This window comes from Salinispora tropica CNB-440 (genome assembly GCF_000016425.1).
GTDB classification, from domain to species: Bacteria; Actinomycetota; Actinomycetes; order Mycobacteriales; family Micromonosporaceae; genus Micromonospora; species Micromonospora tropica.
Genome location: NC_009380.1, coordinates 3,949,695 through 3,965,184 on the forward strand (window position 1 = coordinate 3,949,695; position 15,490 = coordinate 3,965,184).

Annotated in this window: 16 protein-coding genes; 4 read left to right on the plus strand and 12 right to left on the minus strand. The window is 70.7% G+C overall.

All coding sequences use genetic code 11. The annotated features are described in order from the left end of the window. Positions 1-29 precede the first annotated feature (29 nt). The 3 genes from STROP_RS17275 (at position 30) to gndA (ending at position 3,799) form a co-directional block, all read left to right on the plus strand. Complete coding sequence (locus STROP_RS17275; protein ID WP_012014649.1) at positions 30-1,457, plus strand: ABC transporter ATP-binding protein; 1,428 nt, start codon at positions 30-32, stop codon at positions 1,455-1,457. Beyond that, positions 1,454-2,251, plus strand: coding sequence for an energy-coupling factor transporter transmembrane component T family protein (locus STROP_RS17280; RefSeq protein WP_012014650.1), 798 nt, complete (start codon positions 1,454-1,456; stop codon positions 2,249-2,251). Before STROP_RS17275 ends, STROP_RS17280 begins: the two co-directional genes overlap by 4 nt. Positions 2,252-2,362: 111 nt before the next feature. Then, positions 2,363-3,799, plus strand: coding sequence for an NADP-dependent phosphogluconate dehydrogenase (gndA, locus tag STROP_RS17285; protein WP_012014651.1), 1,437 nt, complete (start codon positions 2,363-2,365; stop codon positions 3,797-3,799). A gap of 15 nt (positions 3,800-3,814) precedes the next feature. Here the strand turns inward: gndA and STROP_RS17290 are convergent, their stop codons facing one another. From STROP_RS17290 to hrcA, 12 genes are all read right to left on the minus strand, one after another. Then, the gene (locus STROP_RS17290; protein WP_012014652.1) at positions 3,815-4,627 is read right to left on the minus strand and encodes an isoprenyl transferase; all 813 of its coding nucleotides are present in this window, start codon (positions 4,625-4,627) and stop codon (positions 3,815-3,817) included. A gap of 5 nt (positions 4,628-4,632) precedes the next feature. Next, positions 4,633-5,472, minus strand: a complete 840-nt coding sequence (gene recO / locus STROP_RS17295; protein ID WP_012014653.1) for a DNA repair protein RecO — start codon at positions 5,470-5,472, stop codon at positions 4,633-4,635. Between the two features lie 64 nt (positions 5,473-5,536). After that, a complete protein-coding gene (locus STROP_RS17300; RefSeq protein WP_026275485.1) occupies positions 5,537-6,694 on the minus strand; it encodes an acyltransferase family protein in 1,158 nt (385 codons plus the stop codon). Positions 6,695-6,857: 163 nt separating this feature from the next. Next, positions 6,858-7,757: a GTPase Era gene (era, locus tag STROP_RS17305; protein WP_012014655.1), complete on the minus strand. Its 900-nt coding sequence runs from the start codon at positions 7,755-7,757 to the stop codon at positions 6,858-6,860. Then, positions 7,754-8,131: a cytidine/deoxycytidylate deaminase family protein gene (locus STROP_RS17310; RefSeq protein WP_012014656.1), complete on the minus strand. Its 378-nt coding sequence runs from the start codon at positions 8,129-8,131 to the stop codon at positions 7,754-7,756. Before STROP_RS17310 ends, era begins: the two co-directional genes overlap by 4 nt. Further along, entirely contained in the window at positions 8,124-9,539 is a 1,416-nt protein-coding gene (locus tag STROP_RS17315) for a hemolysin family protein (protein WP_085981792.1), read from the minus strand. The genes STROP_RS17310 and STROP_RS17315 overlap by 8 nt, the downstream gene beginning before the upstream one ends. Then, positions 9,515-9,988: an rRNA maturation RNase YbeY gene (gene ybeY, locus STROP_RS17320; RefSeq protein ID WP_012014658.1), complete on the minus strand. Its 474-nt coding sequence runs from the start codon at positions 9,986-9,988 to the stop codon at positions 9,515-9,517. Before ybeY ends, STROP_RS17315 begins: the two co-directional genes overlap by 25 nt. A 17-nt stretch (positions 9,989-10,005) precedes the next feature. After that, the gene (locus tag STROP_RS17325; RefSeq protein WP_026275934.1) at positions 10,006-11,064 is read right to left on the minus strand and encodes a PhoH family protein; all 1,059 of its coding nucleotides are present in this window, start codon (positions 11,062-11,064) and stop codon (positions 10,006-10,008) included. 157 nt (positions 11,065-11,221) lie between these two features. Then, entirely contained in the window at positions 11,222-11,584 is a 363-nt protein-coding gene (locus STROP_RS17330; protein ID WP_018831709.1) for a histidine triad nucleotide-binding protein, read from the minus strand. Between the two features lie 56 nt (positions 11,585-11,640). Continuing rightward, positions 11,641-12,375 (minus strand): 16S rRNA (uracil(1498)-N(3))-methyltransferase, encoded by a 735-nt coding sequence (locus STROP_RS17335; protein ID WP_012014660.1) that lies wholly within the window; start codon positions 12,373-12,375, stop codon positions 11,641-11,643. Between the two features lie 64 nt (positions 12,376-12,439). Then, the gene (gene dnaJ, locus STROP_RS17340) at positions 12,440-13,585 is read right to left on the minus strand and encodes a molecular chaperone DnaJ (RefSeq protein ID WP_012014661.1); all 1,146 of its coding nucleotides are present in this window, start codon (positions 13,583-13,585) and stop codon (positions 12,440-12,442) included. Positions 13,586-13,655: 70 nt separating this feature from the next. Next, on the minus strand, positions 13,656-14,678 hold the full coding sequence (gene hrcA, locus STROP_RS17345; RefSeq protein WP_026275483.1) for a heat-inducible transcriptional repressor HrcA: 1,023 nt from the start codon (positions 14,676-14,678) through the stop codon (positions 13,656-13,658). Positions 14,679-14,919: 241 nt separating this feature from the next. Between hrcA and STROP_RS25820 the strand changes: the two genes are divergently transcribed. Then, the gene (locus STROP_RS25820; protein ID WP_238380243.1) at positions 14,920-15,480 is read left to right on the plus strand and encodes a DUF4870 domain-containing protein; all 561 of its coding nucleotides are present in this window, start codon (positions 14,920-14,922) and stop codon (positions 15,478-15,480) included. The last annotated feature ends 10 nt before the right edge of the window (positions 15,481-15,490 follow it).

Sequence of the window (15,490 nt, forward strand, 5' to 3'; positions counted from 1 at the left end):
CCCCGCACGCGGCTCCGGGACGGCGGCCGGTGAGCGCAGTCCGGTTGCGGGGCTTCGGGTGGCGGCACGCGGGGCGGAAACGGTGGGCCGTACGCGGGCTCGACCTACGGATCGAGCACGGCGAACGGGTCCTCCTGCTGGGGGCCTCCGGGGCGGGTAAGAGCACCCTGCTCGCCGCGCTGGCCGGGCTGCTACCCGAGGACTCCGGCGAACAGGAAGGCACCGTCGAGATCGACGGCCGGGATCCGCGCACGGCCCGAGAAGAGGTCGGCCTGCTCTTCCAGGACCCGGAGACCCAGCTGGTGATGGCGCGCTGCGGCGACGACGTCGCCTTCGGCCCCGAAAACCGCGGGCTACCCGCCGAGCAGATCTGGCCGCGGGTGGACGAGGCACTGCATCGGGTTGGCTTCCGCTACGGCCGGGACCGACCGACCGCTGCCCTCTCCGGGGGCGAACAGCAGCGGCTCGCCCTCGCCGGGGTGCTCGCGCTCCGCCCGAGCCTGCTGCTGCTCGACGAGCCGACCGCCAACCTGGACCCGGCCGGTGCGGCGCTGATCCGCGACGCGGTCGCCACGGCGCTCGACACCGACACCACCCTGCTCCTCGTCGAGCACCGGCTCGCCGAGGCGCTGCCGCTGGTTGACCGGGTGGTCGTGCTGGCACCCGGCGGCGGCGTCCAGGCCGACGGCACCCCGCAGGCAGTCTTCGCCGCGCACGGCGAGGCGCTCGCCGCCGAGGGGGTCTGGGTGCCGGGTCATCCGGCGCCACGGCGGCGGGCCACCACCGCCGCCGGGTCGGAGTTGCTCGCCGCCGACGAACTCGCCCTGCCGCCCCGGCTGGCCACCGTCTCCCTCACCGTGCGGGCCGGCGAGGCGCTCGCCGTCCACGGACCCAACGGCGCCGGGAAGTCCACCCTGGCCCTCCTGCTGGGTGGGCTGCTCGCACCGGCGGCGGGCCGGGTCACCGCAACGGCAGAGCTGGCCGGCGGCGACGCCCGCACCCCGCCGCACCGATGGCGGGCACCGGCGCTGGTGGGCCGGATCGGTTCGGTCTTCCAGGACCCGGAACACCAGTTCGTCACCGCCACCGTCGCCGACGAGCTGGCGCTGGGCCCACGCCGCACCGGCCGAACCGAGGCGCAGGTCCGCACCACCGTGGACGCGCTGCTCGACCGGCTCCGCCTGGCGGCGCTCGCCGAGGCCAACCCGTACACCCTCTCCGGTGGCGAGGCGCGGCGGCTGAGCGTGGCGACGGCCCTGGCCACCGCGCCCCGCCTGCTCGTCTGCGACGAGCCCACCTTCGGCCAGGACCGACGGACCTGGCGGGAGCTGGTGGAGCTCTTCGCCGAGCTGCGCGACAACGGGCACGGTCTGGTCACAGTGACCCACGACACGGAGTTCATCGCCGCGCTGGCCGACCGTCAGGTAGGGCTCGAACATCCGGGCAGCACCCCATGAACCTCGAACCGGTGGCCCGACCGGACGCCCCGCTGGCCCGGCGCAACCCGGTGGCGAAGCTGGCGGCGGCGCTGCTCTGCTCGATCATCCTGATCGCCACCCTCGACCCGGTGGCGCCGGCCATCGCCATCGCCGTCGAGCTGGCCCTGCTACCGCTGTTCGGCGTACGGCTACGAGTGCTCGCCCGGCGGGCCCTGCCGCTGCTGGTCAGCGCGGTCGGCATCCTCGTGACCCTGGTGCTCTTCGCCGCCGAACGCTCCGGGCGGATCCTCGTCGAGGCCGGCCCGTTCCTGATCACCTCCGGCGTGCTGATCACCGCGCTCGGTCTGGTGCTACGCATGTTCGCGGTGGCCCTGCCGGGAGTGATCGTGGTTGCGACCACCGACCCGACCGATCTGGCCGACGCGCTGGTGCAGAACGCCAAGCTGCCCGCCCGGTTCGCCTACGGGGCACTGGCGGCTTTCCGGCTGGTGCCGCTGCTCGCTCAGGAATGGCAAATGATCAGCATGGCCCGGCGGGCCCGAGGCGTTGACGCCGGCCGGAACCCGCTGGCCCGACTGCGGCTCTTCGGGTCCACGGCGTTCACGCTGCTGGTCGGCGCGATCCGCCGCGGGACCCGACTCGCGGTGGCGATGGACGCGCGTGGCTTCGACGCCATGACACCCCGGTCGGTGGCCCGCCGCCAACACTTCGGCCGCGCCGACGGTCTCCTGATCGCGGGCGCGGCGGTGCTGGCCGGCGCCGCGCTCGCGGTCAGCATCGCCACCGGCACGTTCCGACCCCTCATCGGCTGACCCGCCGAAGCGCACACCACCACGAGGTGGGGGGCGACTGTCGGTCAGTGGGCCCCCGGGACGTGGAGCGCGATACGGTCACAGACGGAGATCGAGGCGGAGGTGGCACGGATGAACGGGCAGGCACAGATCGGCGTTACCGGGCTGGCGGTGATGGGGCGCAACCTCGCCCGGAACCTGGCCCGCAACGGCTTCGTCGTGGCGGTGCACAACCGCTCCCCGGAACGGACCCGCCGGCTGATCGCCGAGCACGGTGCGGAGGGACGGTTCGTCCCCACCGACTCGCTGGCCGACTTCGTCGCCGCGCTGGAGCGCCCGCGGGCGGTTATCACGATGGTCAAGGCCGGTGCGCCGACCGACGCCGTTATTGACGAGTTGGTGCCGCTGCTCGATGCCGGCGACATCATCGTCGACTGCGGCAACGCCCACTTCGCCGACACCCGGCGGCGCGAGGAGGCGCTGCGCAAGCAGGGGTTGCACTTCGTTGGCACCGGTGTCTCCGGTGGCGAGGAAGGCGCGCTGTGGGGGCCGAGCATCATGCCGGGCGGCTCGGACGAGTCTTACCAGAAGCTGGGGCCGATCTTCGAACAGATCGCGGCGCAGGTGGACGGGGAGCCCTGCTGCCGTCATATCGGGCCGGACGGAGCCGGCCACTTCGTCAAGATGGTCCACAACGGCATCGAGTACGCCGACATGCAGCTCATCGCCGAGGCGTACGACCTCCTGCGGGCCGGGCTGGAGGCGACCCCGGCCGAGCTGGCGGAGATCTTCCGGGAGTGGAACTCCGGCGAGCTCGAGTCGTTCCTCATCGAGATCACCGCTGAGGTGCTCGGACACACCGACGCCAGCACCGGGCAGGCCTTCGTGGACATCGTGCTCGACCAGGCGGAGCAGAAGGGCACCGGACGCTGGACCGTGCAGAACGCCCTGGACCTGGGCATCCCGATCACCGGCATCGCCGAGGCGACGTTCGCGCGTTCCCTCTCCGGGCACGCCGGCCAGCGAGCGGCCACCCGCCGCGCGTTCGCCGGCACGGAACCGACCTGGCGGGTCGAGGATCGGGGCGCCTTCGTGGAGGACGTTCGACGCGCGCTGCTGGCCAGCAAGATCGTCGCGTACGCACAGGGCTTCGACCACATTCGGGCCGGCAGCCAAGAGTACGACTGGGACATCGACCTGGGCGGCACCGCCACGATCTGGCGGGGCGGATGCATCATCCGGGCGAACTTCCTCGACCGGATCCGGCAGGCGTACGACGACCAGCCCGATCTGCCCACGCTCCTGGTGGCGCCGTGGTTCGCCGATGCCGTACGCGCCGGATTGTCGGGGTGGCGGCGGGTGGTCGCCGAGGCTGCCCACGCCGGTGTGCCCACCCCCGCGTTCGCCTCGTCCCTGTCCTACTTCGACGCCCTGCGCGCGAACCGTCTACCGGCAGCCCTGATCCAGGGTCTGCGGGACAACTTCGGCGCACACACCTACCGCCGAGTTGACCGCGACGGCTCCTTCCACACGCTCTGGGCCGGTGACCGTAGTGAGGTCGAAGCCTGACCCCGGATACCGGGGTCAGGTGGTAGGCGCCACCGGGTTCGGCAGCGCCCCGCCGAACCGGCGGTCCCGCTGGGCGTAGAGCTCGCAGGCGTACCAGAGGTGGCGGCGGTCAAAGTCCGGCCAGAGCGTGTCCAGGAAGACCATTTCGGCGTAGGCGCTCTGCCAGAGCAGGAAGTTCGAGGTGCGTTGCTCTCCGGAGGGGCGCAGGAAGAGATCCACGTCGGGGACCTCCGGGTGGTAGAGGTAGCGGGCCAGAGTCTTCTCGGTGACCTTGGCCGGGTCGAGCCGGCCGGCCGCGACCTCCCGGGCGATCGCGGCGGCGGCGTCGGCGATCTCGGCCTGCCCGCCATAGTTGACGCAGAACTGTAGGGTAAGCGTCGAGTTGCCCTGGGACAGTTCCTCGGCCGCCTGCAGCTCGGAGATGACGCTCTTCCACAGTCGCCCGGACCGGCCCGACCAGACGACCCGTACGCCCAGGTCGACGAGTTGGTCACGACGGCGACGGATCACGTCCCGGTTGAAGCCCATCAGGAAGCGCACCTCGTCTGGCGAGCGCCGCCAGTTCTCCGTCGAGAACGCGTACGCCGACAAGTACGGGATACCCAACTCGATCGCGCCCTCGATGGCGTCGAAGAGGGAGAACTCTCCCGCCTCGTGCCCTTTTGTACGCGGGAGCCCGCGCTCCTTGGCCCACCGGCCGTTGCCGTCCATCACCACCGCGACGTGCCGCGGCAACGCCTCGGCGGGCAGCGCTGGTGGCCGGGCGCCGGACGGATGAGGGGTGGGTGGCGCCGGCGCGCGGCCGCGTCGCCTGGTCGATCGGATCACTCGGTCTACTCCCTGTCCACGCCGGGCGCCGCCGGCCCGACTCCGCCGGCCGGCGTCCCGACCGCGCCGGCGGCCGAAACAACGCCCCGGTCCACCAGCGGCAGCGAGCGTAGCGCGCGCTCCAGATGCCACTGCAGGTGCGCCGCGACCAGCCCGCTGCACTCCCGGCGAACACCGTTCCCGGCGGCGTCAGCAACCCGCCAGTCGCCGCTGGTGAGCGCGGTCATCAGGTCAATGGTGGCCGGTGCGGGGTGGGCCGCGCCGGGCGGCCGACAGTCCAGGCAGACGGCACCGCCGGCCGGGACGGAGAAGGCCCGGTGCCGCCCCGGCGTGCCGCAGACCGCGCAGCCGGCCAGCGCCGGCGCCCACCCGGCGAGGGCCATGCCGCGCAGCAGATACGCGTCCAGCACCAGGGTCGCGGCGTGCTCCCCGCTGGCCAGCGCACGCAGCGCCCCCAGGGTGAGTTGGAACAACCGTAGCGACGGTTCCCGCTCTACCGGGGTGAGCCGTTCCGCGGTCTCGCAGACCGCACTCGCCGCCGTGTAACGGGGGTAGTCACCGAGGAGGCGCTTGCCGTACAGGTCGATGCCCTCGACCTGGCTGACCGTGTGCAACGAGCTTCCCTGGTGGCCCTTCGGGTCGCCGGCGAGTTGCAGGTCGACGTGGCCGAAGGGCTCCAGCCGGGCTCCGAACCTGCTGGTGGTCCGGCGCACTCCGCGGGCCACCGCACGCAGCCGCCCGTGCCGGCGGGTGAGCAGGGTGATGATGCGGTCCGACTCGCCGAGCTTCTGCACGCGCAGCACCACCGCGTCGTCGCGGTAGAGCTGTCGGCGGTACCCGGCCATCGGAGCATTCTCCCTCAGGGTGACAGATCGAGGTCGGCGCGGGGTGGCGGCGGCACCCGGATGGTCACCGCGCGTTGCTGTCCACGCTCCCAGCCTGCACGCGCTCGTTCTCCGCCGACCGGGGCGTCGGCACCACCGGCTGCTTGCGCACCGTCCCGACCTGCCCCGCCGAACCGGACGCGGGTTGCTCCGCTGCCGCCTCGGGCGCGGATGCCGCTCTTCGCCCGAAACCGGGGATCAACTCGGGCCGACGCCGAGCCGCGATGTCCTCAACCCAGCCGACGAGCATGATGACGACCCCGAGCAGGGCGAAGACCAGCACAACCCGGATAGCCAGGCCGAGTAGATTCTGGTGCGACCAACCGACCACGTCCACCAGCGGGGTGAGCGCGACCACGAAGGCCATGTGCCACAGGTACACGGTGAGTGCGCGCCGGTTGATCAGAGTGACCAACCGACTGACGAGCGCGTTGCGGTCGATCCACGCCGTTTTGGCCGGCTCCCGCCCGAGCACGACCAGAATGACACCGGCCGACCAGAGGGCGTTGGCGAGCGGATTGCCGTTGAGGTCGAGCCCCTTTGTCCCGGGCTGGGTCAGGTTCCACCAGCCGCCGAGGGCGACCAGGGCGATCGCGGTCGGCCACAGGACTCGATTGGCGAGCCGGCGCAGCATCCCCTCCTGGTGGGCGAAGCCCAACATCCACGCCCCGAGGTACAGGCCGAACTGCTGCACCACCATCGGTGGATTCGGGTACAGCCCCAGTTCGATCGCTGCGGTCAGCGCGTACGGGACAAGCAGGGTGGGCAGCGGGGCCCGGCGGAACAACCACCACGCCAGCGGCGAGACAAGCACAAACCAGAGGTAGTTGCGCAGGTACCAGATCGGGCTCAACGCCAGAGCGCCCCAGTGGTTTGCCGGTGGGTCGGACACCGGGAAGAGCCAGAGCAGGACCTTGGGAGTGAGCGGCAGCCCGGTGAGCAGCATGGCCGGCACGAAGATCGCGGCGAGCATCCAGAGCGACGGCAGCAACCGCCGCAGCCGACGACCGACCGCCGCCGTCCCAAACCGATGCAGGGACGCCGCCATCAGCGATCCGGCCAGCGCGAACATCACCGACATCGCGGGAAAGACCAGCGTCATGGCGGCCCACCCGGTTACGTGGTAGACCACGACCCGTACGACAGCGAGGGCACGCAGCAGGTCTAGGTAACGATTTCGCATCAGCTTGCTACTATTTCCGGTGAGGGGAGGGAAACACAGTCCCCTACCTTCCGCTGGTGACCTGAAAAGCGCGAGCCCGCCAGAGGAAAAAGTGAATTTCCTCATCAACTCGACGAAGCCGACAAGTCACCTGGAACGGCCGGCTGCAAGCCGGGCGTTGCGGCTAGAAGCCGAGCTTACGGAGCTGCTTCGGGTCCCGCTGCCAGTCCTTCGCCACCCGGACGTGCAGGTCGAGGTAGACCCGGGTGCCGAGCAGCTCCTCGATCTGCCGCCGCGCCCGGATGCCGACGTCCCGGAGCCGGCTGGCCCGGTGCCCGATCACGATCGCCTTCTGGCTCGGCCGCTCGACGTACACGTCGGCGTAGATCTTCATGACCCGTTCCTCGGGGATCATCTCCTCCACCACCACGGCGATGGAGTGAGGGAGCTCGTCGCGCACACCCTCCAGCGCCGCCTCCCGGATCAGCTCGGCGACCAGCACCTGCTCCGGTTCTTCGGTGAGCATGTCGTCCGGGTAGAGCTGCGGTGACTCCGGCAGGTAGCGGGTCATCACGTCCACCAGCGTGTCGACCTGGTGCCCCGAGACCGCGCTGACCGGCACGACTTCCGCGAAGTCCGCCAGTTCACTCACCGCGACCAACTGCTTGGCCAGCTGCTCGCGGTCGACCAGGTCAGTCTTGGTGACCACGGCGAGCACGGTCGCATTCAGCTCGGCCAGCTCACCGGAGATGAAGCGGTCACCCCGGCCGATCGGCTCGTCCGCCGGGACGCAGAGGCCGATCACGTCAACCTCGCTCCACGTCTGCCGCACCAGATCGTTGAGGCGCTCGCCGAGTAGCGTCCGGGGCCGGTGCAGCCCCGGCGTGTCGACCAGCACGAGCTGCGAGTCGGGCCGGTGCAGCACCGCCCGGATGACGTGCCGGGTTGTCTGCGGCTTGCTCGACGTGATGGCGATCTTCTGCCCGACGATCGCGTTGGTCAGCGTCGACTTGCCAGCGTTTGGCCGCCCCACAAAGCAGCCAAAGCCCGCCCGGTACGGCTGCCGAAGGTTCTCGGACGTCACTCGGCCACCGTCCCGAGGAGCGTGCCATCCGGGGCCGCCACGTGGATCGGGGCGTCTGCGGCAAGGTCACGGACTGCCGCGTGGCCCGCACCGTCCAGCGTTGACGCCTCGGTCACCACCGCCGCGGCTTCCAGCCGGGTACAGCCAGCCGCCGCCGCCGAGCCCACCGCGAGCTGCAGTGCGGTCAACGCCAGCGAGGGCAGCGAGACGCTCGCGGCGGCGTACGTCCGGCCGTCCTGGTCCCGGACGGCGGCACCCTCGACGGCACCAACGCGGCCCCGCGCCCCCCGAGCCAGGACGACCAGCTTGGCGTCCTCGGCGGTCAGCTCCACCGGGGTGGACCCGGTGATCGGTACGGCGGGTGACTCAGGCATCGGCGGGCTGCCTCTCCTCGGCTTGGTCGGTGTCGCCCGGGACGTCGGCGGTGTCGCCGCGCCCCGGATCGTGCTGTTGGTCGGCCGGCTCCACCCGGCGCACCAGGACCGTGTCGATCCGGTTGCGCCGCCCGGTGGTGCCCTCCGCGAGCAGCCGTAGACCGGCCACCTCAACCTGGGCGCCGGGGATCGGAACCCGGCCCAGGGACTGCGCGAGCAGGCCGCCCACCGTCTCCACCTCATCGCTGGGCAGCTCGGTGTCGAACAACTCGCCGAGGTCCTCCACGGGTAGCCGCGCGGTGACCCGCACCGCGTCGTCGTCGAGGTGCTCGACCGGCGGACGCTCAACATCGTACTCGTCGGTTATCTCGCCGACGATCTCCTCCAGGATGTCCTCGATGGTGACCAGGCCGCCCGTCCCGCCGTACTCGTCAACGACGATCACCAGGTGGTTCCGGGCAGCCTGCATCTCCGAGAGAAGGTCGTCAACCGGCTTGGACTCCGGCACGAAGGTGGCCGGGCGCATCAACTCGGCTACCTGGAGACGCCGGTCCTCCGGGGCGCCGCCCTGCGTACGCCGAATCAGATCTTTCAGGTAGAGCACGCCGAGCACATCGTCGACGCTCTCGCCGATGACCGGGATGCGGGAGAAGCCGGAACGCAGAAAGAGCGCCAGGGCCTGGGAGAGCATCTTGTGGCGCTCGATCCAGACCATCTCGGTGCGCGGCACCATCACCTCGCGGACGATGGTGTCACCGAGCGCGAAGACGGAATGGATCATCTGCCGCTCGCCATGCTCCACCACGCCGCGCTGCTCGGCCAGGTCGACCAGCTCGCGCAACTCCACCTGGGTGGCGAACGGACCCTCCCGGAAGCCGCGCCCCGGCGTGACCGCATTACCGATCAGGATCAACAGAGAGGCGAGGGGGTTGAGGGCCCGACCCAGCCAACGCACCAGCGGCGCCACCCCACGCCCCACCGCATAGGCGTGCTGACGCCCGATGGTGCGCGGCCCGACGCCGACCACCACGAAGCTGACCACGGTCATCGCCCCGGCCGTGACCACCGCGGCCCGCCAGCCCGCGCCGAGCGAGTCGACCGCGACCAGAGCCACCAGGGTGGTCGCGCTCAGCTCGGCGAGCAGCCGCAACAGCAGCAGTAGGTTGAGGTGCCGGACGACATCACCGGCGACGGACTGTAACGCTCGGGCACCCCGGGCTCCGTCGCGGACCAACTCGGCCGCGCGGGCCGGAGAGACGGCGGCGAGCGCCGCCTCGGTCATCCCAATCAGGCCGGCGAGGACCACCAGCCCGGCCGCGAGGAAGACCAGTTGCACGTCGGGGAGGCCGGCAGCGCCGGCCGTCGCAGCGGCAAGAGAGGCCATCATCGTGACCGGGTCGACCGCCAACTCGCCAGCAGCCGGGCTTGGAGGGCGAACATCTCCCGTTCCTCCTCCGGCTCCGCGTGGTCGTAGCCGAGCAGGTGCAGCACCCCGTGCACGGTGAGTAGATGCAGCTCGTCGGCGGTGGAGTGACCTGCGGTGACCGCCTGCTTCGCGGCCACCTCGGGGCAGAGCACGATGTCACCGAGCAACGCCGGCTCGGCGCCGGCGGCGGCGTTCTCCCCCGGACCGTGGTCAACGCTGCCCTCGTCCATCGGGAAGGCGAGGACATCGGTGGGGCCGTCCCCGCCCATCCAGCGGTGGTTCAACTCGGCCATGTAGTCGATATCGACAAGCAGCACGGACAGCTCGGCGAGCTGATTGACCCCCATTTCGTCGAGGGCGTGCCGGGCAACGGCGAGCACCGCGTCGGTGTCGACGTCGGCCCCGGACTCGTTGGCAATCTCGATGGACACTGTCTTCCTTCGCTCTGTTAGCGACGCCGGCCGGCGCGGCCGCCCTGGGTGGGCCGCCCGGGCACCGCCGGCACGCTCTTCGCCTGCTGATTTTCCCGCTCCACGTCCCAGCGGGCGTACGCGTCAACGATCTCCCCGACCAGCCGGTGCCGGACCACGTCCGAGCTGGAGAGCTGGGCGAAGTGCACGTCCGCCACATCGGTGAGGATCTCCCGGACGACCCGCAGGCCGCTGGTCGTTCCGCCGGGGAGGTCCACCTGGGTGACGTCGCCGGTGACAACGATCCTGGAACCGAAGCCGAGCCGGGTGAGAAACATCTTCATCTGCTCGGGCGTGGTGTTCTGCGCCTCGTCCAGGATGATGAACGCGTCGTTGAGCGTCCGACCCCGCATGTACGCCAGCGGCGCCACCTCGATCGTGCCCGCCGCCATCAGCTTCGGAATCGACTCCGGGTCGAGCATGTCGTGCAGCGCGTCGTACAACGGTCGCAGATACGGGTCGATCTTCTCGTTCAGCGTGCCGGGCAGGAAGCCCAGCCGCTCGCCCGCCTCGACCGCCGGCCGGGTGAGGATGATCCGGTTGACCTGCTTGGCCTGCAGCGTCTGGACCGCCTTCGCCATCGCCAGGTAGGTCTTGCCGGTGCCAGCCGGGCCGATGCCGAAGACGATGGTGTGCGCGTCGATCGCGTCGACGTAACGCTTCTGCCCGAGCGTCTTGGGGCGGATGGTGCGACCACGCCGGGAGAGGATGTTGAGCGTCAGGACATCGGCGGGCCGCTCGGCGCTGCCCTGCTCGAGCATGCCAACGGTGCGCCGGACGGCGTCGGTGGTCAGCGTCTCACCTTTCTCGATGAGTTCGATCAGTTCGCCGAAGAGCCGCTCGGCGAGAGCGTTGTCCGCGGGTGCGCCGGTGATCGTGATCTCGTTACCCCGAACATGCACATCACTGTTCACGGAGCGCTCGACCAGTCGCAGGATCTCGTCCCCCGCACCGAGGAGATTCACCATGATCTTCGGTTCCGGGACGGTAATCCTGGTCTGCACCCGGGGCGGGCCGGGCGGTGGGGTGCTGGTCATAGGTTGGGTCGAGTGACCCTGAGCCACCTGCTCTCGATCTCGGCGCCGGGCCGGTCGCCGCGGCGTGCTGGGCGTTGCCCCCATCGTATCGGTTCAACCGCCGGGGCACCTTGCCCAATTCCCCTGCCCGGCACCGGCCGGCCGCTCCCCACCACCGTCAGGTGAGGTTACCGGTCAGCATCGGCCCGAGCGGCGCACCACCGACCAGGTGTGCGTGGACGTGGAAGACCTCCTGGCCGCCGTACGCCCCGGTGTTGAAGAGCAGCCGGAACCCGTCGCCGAGCAGACCCTCCTCCTCGGCCACCGCGGCGGCGGTGGCGAGCACCTCAGCGGCGAGCCCCGGGTCCCCCTCCGCCAGGGTGGCCACGTCGGCGTAGTGCTCCTTCGGGATCACCAGCACGTGCACCGGAGCCTTCGGATCGATGTCACGGAACGCGAGGGTCGTCCCGGTTTGCCGGACGACAGTGGCAGGAATCTCACCGGCGACGATCCGGCAGAACAGACAGTCAGTTGTGCTCACCGGGGCAGTGTAAGGAAGGACTCCAGTCACCGCCGCCCGGAGCGGAAGAACCTGCGCTACCAGCGGCCAAGACGGGCGGCGAGCACCGAAAGCGCCGCCACCCCGGCGGTGGAGGTACGCAGCACCGACGAGCCCAGGCGCACCGTCCGAGCTCCGGCCTCGGCGAAGGCGGCCAGCTCGCCCGGGGCAACACCCCCCTCGGGTCCGACCACCAGCACGATCTCGCCGCGGTCGGGCAGCTCCGCGGTGACCAGACGTTCCCCCGCCTGCTCGTGCAGGACGAACGCCGCCGCAGCCTGGGCGATCCGGCGGGCCACCGCGGAGGTGTCCTCGGCCGGTGCGCCGGCCACCACCGGCAGCCAGGCCCGGCGGGCTTGCTTCGCGGCCTCCCGCGCGGTGGCGACCCACTTCCCCCGGGCACGTACCCCCCGATCGCCCCGCCACTGGGTGACCGAGCGCCCGGCCGTCCAGGGAACGATCGTGTCCACCCCGACCTCGGTCATCGCCTGCACGGCCAGCTCACCCCGCTCCCCCTTGGCCAGCCCCTGAACGACGACGAGCCGGTGGGCGGGGGCGTCCACGTGGTCCCGGGAGGTGATCCGAAGCTCCAGCGCACCCTTGCCCACCGCCGTGACCACGGCGACGGCGGTGCCGCCGCAGCCGTCAGCGAGCAGCAGTTCCTCACCCGCCCGCAACCGCTGCACGGTCGCGGCGTGATGGCCCTCCGGCCCGTTCAGGGTGGCCGTCTCGGCGGTGGGCAACGATTCGACCAGGAACAGCGGCGCGGACACGGTGCCAGGCTAGCGACCGTCCCGGTGTCCCGGGCCGCTGGCCTGGGACACCGGGACCTCGGTGTCAGGCGTGGCCGTTGAAGGCGTCGCGCATCCGAGAGAAGAAGCCGCCCTGCTTGGTCAGCTCGGCGACCTCCTCGCCCCGGGTCTGGGCGAACTCGCGCAGCATCTGTTCCTGATCGGCGTCCAGCTTGGTCGGCGTCCGCACGTCCAGATGAACAAACAGGTCACCCCGGCCGGTCCCGCGCAGGTGCGGCACGCCGCGGGCGCGGAGCCGCAGCATGCTGCCGGGCTGGGTGCCGGGCTTGACGTCAACCGGCTCCTCGCTGTCCAACGTCTTGATGGTCAAACGGGTGCCGAGCGCCGCCGTCGTCATCGGGACAGCCACCCGGCAGTGCAGATCGTCGCCCTTGCGGGAGAAGACATCGTGCGGGCGTTCGTGGATCTCCACATAGAGGTCACCAGCGGTACCACCGCCGGGGCCCACCTCGCCCTGCTGGGCCAGCCGAATCCGCATCCCGTCCTCAACCCCGGCGGGAATCTTCACGGTCAGCGAACGGCGGGTACGCACCCGGCCGTCACCGGCGCAGGTGGGACAGGGGTTCGGGATCGTGGTGCCATAGCCCTGGCAGACGGTACACGGCCGGGCCGAGACGACCTGCCCGAGGAAGGTACGCTGCACCGACTGCACCTCGCCCCGCCCGCCGCACGCCTCGCAGTTCTCCGGGTGGGTGCCGGCAGCAGCGCCCGCACCGGAGCAGGTGGTGCAGAGCACGGCCGTGTCGACCGTGATCGGTGCCTCCACGCCGAACGCGGTCTCGGGCAGGTCCAGTTCGAGGCGCAGGATCGCGTCGGAACCCGGCCGGGTTCGGGGGCGCGGCCCCCGCCCCCCGCCACCGGCGGCGCCCCCGAAGAAGGCGTCCATGATGTCCTGGAACCCGACGAATGGACCGGCCTCGCCCGGTCCACCCGGACCGCCGCCCCCGCCACCCGGGGCGAGGGGGTCGCCACCGAGGTCAACGATCTGTCGCTTCCGGTCGTCGGAGAGGACCTCGTACGCGGCGTTGATGTCCTTGAACTTCTCTTGCGCCTCCACGTCCGGATTCACGTCCGGGTGGTACTGGCGCGCGAGCTTGCGGTAGGCGCGCTTGATCTCGTCGTCGGAGGCTTCCCGGCTCACGCCGAGGATGCCGTAGTAGTCCTTGGCCACTGCGTTCGGTGTCCTCATGTTCGTCTCGCCTTGCGCCGACCGCCGGCCCGATCCGGCCGGACGGTAATGCCTAGTTCTGGGCCAGCAGGTCGCCCACGTAGCGTGCCACGGCCCGAACCGTGGCGATGGTGCTGGGGTAATCCATCCGAGTCGGCCCGACCACTCCGAGGCCACCCAGAATGGTCACCCCTGGTCCGTAACCGGTACTCACCACGGAGGTGGCGCGGAGATTGTCGATTTCGTTCTCGTCGCCGATCCGGACGCGCATCGCGCTCGGCTCGACCTCCCCGATGAGTTTGAGGAGCACCACCTCCTCCTCCAGCGCCTCCAGGATGGGGCGCAACGACCCCTGGAAGTCGAGCAGGCCACCGCGGGTGAGATTGGCGGTGCCGGCGAGGGCGATGCGCTCCTCGTGCCGCTCGACCAGCGTCTCCAGCAGGACGGTGGAGAGGGTGGTCATGGCCGGACGCAGCACCCCGGTCACCTCGTCAACCAACGCCTGCACCAGCGGCGGTGTGTCGGCGAGCCGGGTACCGACCAGCTTCTCGTTGACCAGCTGACGCAGATCGATCACGTCGTCCGGGAGTATCGGCCCGGGTAGCTCGACGAGCCGCTGCTCGACCCGACCGGTGTCGACGATCATGACAAGCATCAGCCGGGTGGTGGAGATCGGCACCAGCTCCAGGTGCCGGACCGAGGATCGGGCCAGCGACGGGTACTGCACGACGGCGACCTGCCGGGTCAGCTGGGCCAACAGCCGGACTGTGCGGTGCACCACGTCGTCGAGGTCAACCGCGCCGACCAGGAAGCGCTCGATCGCCCGGCGCTCGGCTGGGGTCAGCGGCTTCACCCGGGACAGCCGGTCCACGAAGAGACGATAGCCACGATCGGTGGGCACCCGGCCCGCGCTGGTGTGCGGCTGCTGGATGTAGCCCTCCTCCTCCAGCACCGCCATGTCGTTGCGGACGGTCGCTGGGGAGACCCCGAGTTGGTGCCGTTCGACCAACGTCTTGCTGCCGACGGGCTCCTGCGTGGCGACGTAGTCCTCGACGATCGCGCGCAGCACCGCGAGTTTGCGGTCGTCGAGACCCATCCTTCCCCCCTCCTGCTGTAGCGCGTCGGCCACCGAGGCGTTTCCTGGCACTCGACTCTAGCGAGTGCCAGTCTACGTCGGCACGCCCGCCAACGCGATGATCAACAAAGATCGACTACCGTCGTCGAATGACGCCGCTGGGCCTCCTACCCGGCCCGACGGGACCGGAATAAAGTAATCATCCGGACAACCAGGGCGGCGGCGCGCTGGGCTCGTTGTCCGCCGCACCTACGGTGGCCCCATGACGGAACCACCTCGCCCGCCCATTGGCGGAGAGCCTGGGCCACCCAGCCCGGGCCCCGACGACCCCACCACCCCGTTGTCCGGGGCACCCAGCCCAGGTAGCTTTCCGTCACCGGGCAGCTACCCACCCCACGGCGGTACGCCCCCGCCCGGGGGCTACCCACCCGGCGCTGGCGGCTACCCACCCGGCGGTGGGTACGGCCCACCCGGCGGCTACGTGAACAGCGAGGACCGGATGTGGCTCCTCGTCGCGCACCTCGGCGGCGCACTCGGCGCACTGATCAGCTTTGGTCTGCTTGGGTTCGTCGCCCCGCTGGTCGTCTACCTGGCCCGCGGCAACCAGTCACCGACCGTCCGCGCGCACGCCCAGGCGGCGCTCAACTTCCAGATCACCTGGTCCTTGATCGCCTTCATCCTGCTCTTCGTGGGCTGGTGCCTGCTGTTCCTGCCGAGCATCGCCGTCGTGGTGATCCAGATCGTGTTCGGCGTCATCGCCGCCCTACGGGCGAATGAGGGCCGGGAGTACCGCTACCCGATGTCGGCCACCCTCATCAAGTGAATCCCGACTG